This window comes from Arcobacter caeni (genome assembly GCF_003063245.1).
Taxonomy (GTDB): domain Bacteria; phylum Campylobacterota; class Campylobacteria; order Campylobacterales; family Arcobacteraceae; genus Aliarcobacter; species Aliarcobacter caeni.
Genome location: NZ_MUXE01000030.1, coordinates 1 through 5,721 on the forward strand (window position 1 = coordinate 1; position 5,721 = coordinate 5,721).

2 tRNA genes and 3 rRNA genes are annotated in these 5,721 nt (G+C 43.3%); all 5 read right to left on the bottom strand.

What is annotated here, in order from left to right:
- Positions 1-71: 71 nt before the first annotated feature.
- A 5S ribosomal RNA gene (rrf, locus tag B0174_RS11860) occupies positions 72-187 on the bottom strand.
- Between the two features lie 180 nt (positions 188-367).
- A 23S ribosomal RNA gene (locus B0174_RS11865) occupies positions 368-3,280 on the bottom strand.
- A 364-nt stretch (positions 3,281-3,644) separates the two neighbouring features.
- A tRNA-Ala gene (locus B0174_RS11870) sits at positions 3,645-3,720 on the bottom strand.
- Between the two features lie 64 nt (positions 3,721-3,784).
- Positions 3,785-3,861 (bottom strand) — tRNA-Ile (locus B0174_RS11875).
- A 93-nt stretch (positions 3,862-3,954) separates the two neighbouring features.
- Positions 3,955-5,471: ribosomal RNA gene (locus B0174_RS11880) — 16S ribosomal RNA — on the bottom strand.
- Together the 16S, 23S and 5S rRNA genes with 2 tRNA genes alongside form the textbook arrangement of a ribosomal RNA operon.
- Between the last annotated feature and the right edge of the window lie 250 nt (positions 5,472-5,721).

Here is a 5,721-nt window from a genome sequence, read left to right on the forward strand (position 1 = left end):
AAAAAAAAGCTTCTTCCTAAAAGAACTAATAATAAGTTCAAATAAGAAAAAGCTTTGTAAAAAAACTCAAGAGCTGGCAGCGGCCTACGTTTCCACCAGGGGACCCGGCAGTATTATCGGCGATGAAGTGCTTGACTTCCAGGTTCGGAATGGGACTGGGTATTTCCACTTCTCTATGGCCACCAGCAAAGTTGAGTGAAAAAAGTATTGGAACATAAGATAAATCATATGTAATGCTCTTTGCACTCAACTCAAACTAGAGTTAAGAAAAAATAATGTTAAAGTCTTTTGCTTTTTCTAAAAAAAACACATGTGTCTTAAAAATATATGTAATATACTTAATAAGATAGTAAACCAAAGAATTGTTTTAAATAAGCCGAACGTTCTATTAGTACTGGTCAGCTAAACGTCTTACAACGCTTACACATCCAGCCTATCAACCAGCTAGTCTTGCTGGGAACTTCAGGGAAAGTTAATCTTAGAGTTGGCTTCGAGCTTAGATGCTTTCAGCTCTTATCACATCCGTACGTAGCTACCCAACGATGCTCTTGGCAGAACAATTGGTACACCAGTGGTACGTTCATCCCGGTCCTCTCGTACTAGGGACAAATCTCTTCAACTTTCCTACGCCCACGGAAGATAGGGACCGAACTGTCTCACGACGTTCTGAACCCAGCTCGCGTACCGCTTTAAATGGCGAACAGCCATACCCTTGGGACCTACTTCAGCCCCAGGATGCGATGAGCCGACATCGAGGTGCCAAACCTCCCCGTCGATGTGAGCTCTTGGGGGAGATCAGCCTGTTATCCCCGGCGTACCTTTTATCCTTTGAGCGATGGCCCTTCCACACAGAACCACCGGATCACTATGACCGACTTTCGTCTCTGTTCGACTTGTATGTCTCACAGTCAAGCTAGTTTATGCCATTATACTCAACTGGCGATTTCCAACCGCCATGAACTAACCTTTGTAAGCCTCCGTTACTTTTTAGGAGGCGACCGCCCCAGTCAAACTACCCACCAGACATTGTCCTGAACGAGGTTAACTCGTCGCAGTTAGTAACTCAAATATTCAAGGGTGGTATCTCAAGGATGGCTCCATATGTACTTGCGTCCATATATCATAGCCTCCCACCTATCCTGCACATGAATATCCAAGCTACAGTGTCAAGCTGTAGTAAAGGTGCACGGGGTCTTTCCGTCTTTCCGCGGGTAGGAGGAATTTTCACCTCCACTACAATTTCACTGGATCCCTGGTTGAGACAGCTCCCATCTCGTTACGCCATTCATGCAGGTCGGTATTTAACCGACAAGGAATTTCGCTACCTTAGGACCGTTATAGTTACGGCCGCCGTTTACTCGGGCTTCAATCAAATGCTTCGCTTGCGCTGACATCATCAGTTAACCTTCGAGCACCGGGCAGGCGTCACACCTTATACATCCACTTACGTGTTAGCAAAGTGCTGTGTTTTTGGTAAACAGTCGGGAGGGACTCTTTGTTGCAACCTCTCTAGCTTTTTGGGGCAAGCCCATATACCAAAGTAGGCACACCTTATACCGAAGATACGGTGCTAGTTTGCAGAGTTCCTTAACCAGGGTTCTTCCACGCGCCTTAGAATACTCATCCCACCCACCTGTGTCGGTTTACGGTACGGGCAACATACAATATACTTAGTGGCTTTTCTTGGCACGACAGTATCATCGATTCTCCATCTCCTCCGAAGAGTGTCAAGAGCCTGTAAGATCTCGGTCTTATGATACCCGGATTTGCCTAAGTATCAACCTACGTCCTTCGACCCACTATTCCATCAGTGAGCTCGATTAACTCTATGCGTCCCCACATCGCGCTTGTATGTTGGTATTGAAATATTAATCAATTTGCCATCGTCTACCCCTTTCGGACTCGACTTAGGACCCGACTAACCCTACGATGACGAGCATCGCGTAGGAAACCTTGGGTTTTCGGCGTTGAGGATTCTCACCTCAATTATCGCTACTCATGCCTGCATGCTCACTTCTATCCGCTCCAACGCTCCTTGCCGGTACATCTTCAACGCTGAATAGAACGCTCTCCTACCACTCGAATAAATTCGAATCTAAAGCTTCGGTGCACATCTTAGCCCCGTTATATTTTCCGCGCAGAATCACTAGACCAGTGAGCTGTTACGCTTTCTTTAAAGGATGGCTGCTTCTAAGCCAACCTCCTGGTTGTCACAGTAACTCCACATCGTTTTCCACTTAGATGTGACTTAGGGACCTTAGCTGTTAGTCTGGGTTGTTCCCCTCTCGACGGTGGATTTTATCACCCATCGCCTGACTCCTGTGATTCCACATATAGTATTCATAGTTTGATAGGGTTTGGTACCGCGGTAAGCAGCCCTAGCCCATTCAGTGCTCTACCCCTATATGCTACAACACAAGGCTATACCTAAATATATTTCGGAGAGAACCAGCTATCACGAAGTTTGATTGGCCTTTCACCCCTATCCACAAGTCATCCCGAGACTTTTCAACGCCTATGGGTTCGGTCCTCCACTGGCTCTTACACCAGCTTCAACCTGCTCATGGATAGATCACTTCGTTTCGGGTCTGCAGCATCTGACTAATTCGCCCTATTAAGACTCGCTTTCGCTACGGCTTCGTACTTGACTTAACCTTGCCAGACACCACAACTCGCAGGCTCATTATGCAAAAGGCAGTCCATCACCCTGATAAATCATAGGGCTCTGAATGATTGTAAGCTAATGGTTTCAGGTTCTATTTCACTCTCCTCGCTGGAGTACTTTTCACCTTTCCCTCACGGTACTTGTTCACTATCGATCTGTAAGTAGTATTTAGGATTGGAGGGTGGTCCCCCCAGTTTCAGTCAAAATATCACGTGTTCCGACCTACTCAGGATACCATTAGAGCTATTGAAAATTTAAATTACAGGAGTTTCACCTTCTATGCTACACTTTTCCAAGTATTTCATCTATCTTCTTTAGTCTCACATTATGGTCCTACAACCCCCAATGCAAGCATTGGGTTTGTCCTAATCCGCTTTCGCTCGCCGCTACTGACGGAATCTCGTTTGATTTCTCTTCCTCTGGCTACTGAGATGTTTCACTTCACCAGGTTAGCTCCCCGTAGGGTAACATAGCTCTCACTATGCTGGGTTGCCCCATTCAGAAATCCCCGGATCAAAGCTCTTTGGCAGCTCCCCGAGGCTTATCGCAGCCTAATACGTCTTTCATCGCCTCTTACAGTCTAGGCATCCACCATTAGCCCTTAATAGCTTATTAATAAACAGAATTAAATTCTGTCGCATTTTTGATAATATTCTTTGGCTACTATCTTATTAAACATATCCCAAATTAATAAATCTAATTATTAACTCTTCTACATTAATAAAATAAGTTGTGTTCTATCTATTTCTAGATAATTAAATTTTTGTTTTTAATTATTAGTTATATTTGAATAAATTCTCATACTTCTTTTAATTAAACGAAAAAATTAAAGACTTTAACATTATATTTTTAAATATCATTTTCAGTTTTATCTGAAAGCTTTGATTCGAAAATCAAATATAAATTCAATCTCTCTTTATTGAACTTATATTTGACTTTTACTAAATCTTCTAATTATAAACTCTTAATTATTTAAAGGTGGTGGAGAATAGCGGGATCGAACCGCTGACCTCCTGCGTGCAAAGCAGGCGCTCTCCCAGCTGAGCTAATTCCCCACACTGATCTACCCAAAAAATTATATTTTTTAGGACTCGATGACTAATCTTTAAGATTATTTAATGGTGGGCCTACCAGGACTTGAACCTGGGACCTCACGATTATCAGTCGAGCGCTCTAGCCAGCTGAGCTATAGGCCCTTAAACCTATTTTAAATAATCTTTATAAACCGAATATAAAATCTTATATATTTTAGTTTTAAGTTAAGAAACAAATCTTAACTTAATTCTCTGAAAGGAGGTGATCCAACCGCAGGTTCTCCTACGGTTACCTTGTTACGACTTCACCCCAGTCGCTAAATCCACTGTGGAAGGTAGCTATTTTAGCATCCCCGCTTCGAATGAGTTCAACTCCCATGGTGTGACGGGCGGTGAGTACAAGACCCGGGAACGTATTCACCGTAGCATAGCTGATCTACGATTACTAGCGATTCCAACTTCATGTAGTCGAGTTGCAGACTACAATCCGAACTGGGAGATATTTTTGAGATTTGCTCCACATCACTGTATTGCGGCTCTTTGTATACCCCATTGTAGCACGTGTGTAGCCCTGGACGTAAGGGCCATGATGACTTGACGTCGTCCTCACCTTCCTCCTACTTACGTAGGCAGTCTCATTAGAGTTCTCAGCCGAACTGTTAGCAACTAATGACGAGGGTTGCGCTCGTTGCGGGACTTAACCCAACATCTCACGACACGAGCTGACGACAGCCGTGCAGCACCTGTATATAAGTTTCTGCAAGCAGACACCAATCTATCTCTAGAAAGTTCTTACTATGTCAAGTCCAGGTAAGGTTCTTCGTGTATCGTCGAATTAAACCACATGCTCCACCGCTTGTGCGGGTCCCCGTCTATTCCTTTGAGTTTTAATCTTGCGACCGTACTCCCCAGGCGGCACACTTAATGTGTTAACTGCATTACTGCAAGGTCTAGCCTCACAACAACTAGTGTGCATCGTTTAGGGCGTGGACTACCAGGGTATCTAATCCTGTTTGCTCCCCACGCTTTCGCGTCTCAGCGTCAATAATGTTCCAGTAGATCGCCTTCGCAATCGGTATTCCTTCTGATCTCTACGGATTTTACCCCTACACCAGAAATTCCATCTACCTCTCCCACATTCTAGATATACAGTTTCAAAAGCAGTTCAATAGTTAAGCTATTGGATTTCACTTCTGACTTATATATCCGCCTACACGCTCTTTACGCCCAGTGATTCCGAGTAACGCTTGCACCCTCCGTATTACCGCGGCTGCTGGCACGGAGTTAGCCGGTGCTTATTCATATGGTACCGTCATTATCTTCCCATATAAAAGGAGTTTACGCACCGAAATGTGTCATCCTCCACGCGGCGTTGCTGCATCAGACTTTCGTCCATTGTGCAATATTCCCCACTGCTGCCTCCCGTAGGAGTCTGGACCGTGTCTCAGTTCCAGTGTGACTGATCATCCTCTCAAACCAGTTAAGTGTCATTGTCTTGGTGAGCCATTACCTCACCAACTAACTGATACTGTACAGGCTGATCCTAGAGCTATAAATATTTCCCTTGCAGACTTCTGTCTTAAAGGCATATAGAGTCTTAGCAGTCGTTTCCAACTGTTATCCTCTTCTCTAGGGCACATTACCTATATATTACTCACCCGTGCGCCACTTAGCTGACAATTATAGCAAGCTATAATCCGTTCTCGTTCGACTTGCATGTGTTAAGCACGCCGCCAGCGTTCACTCTGAGCCAGGATCAAACTCTCCATAAATGAAGTTTTTGAACTTGACTTCTTCTGTATTATTTTACTAATTACAAAATTATCACTCATTGTATAGACAAGAATTTCATGTTTTACCATTTCTATCTTGTTATATGTATATATATTTTATATTAACATTTATTCTTATTTTACATCTGTAATAAACAACAGATTATTCTACAAGAATTCTATATTCGGTTTATAAAGATTACTTTATAAATTGTTTATAATTATTTTTAAAGATCATCCAGCTTCAATT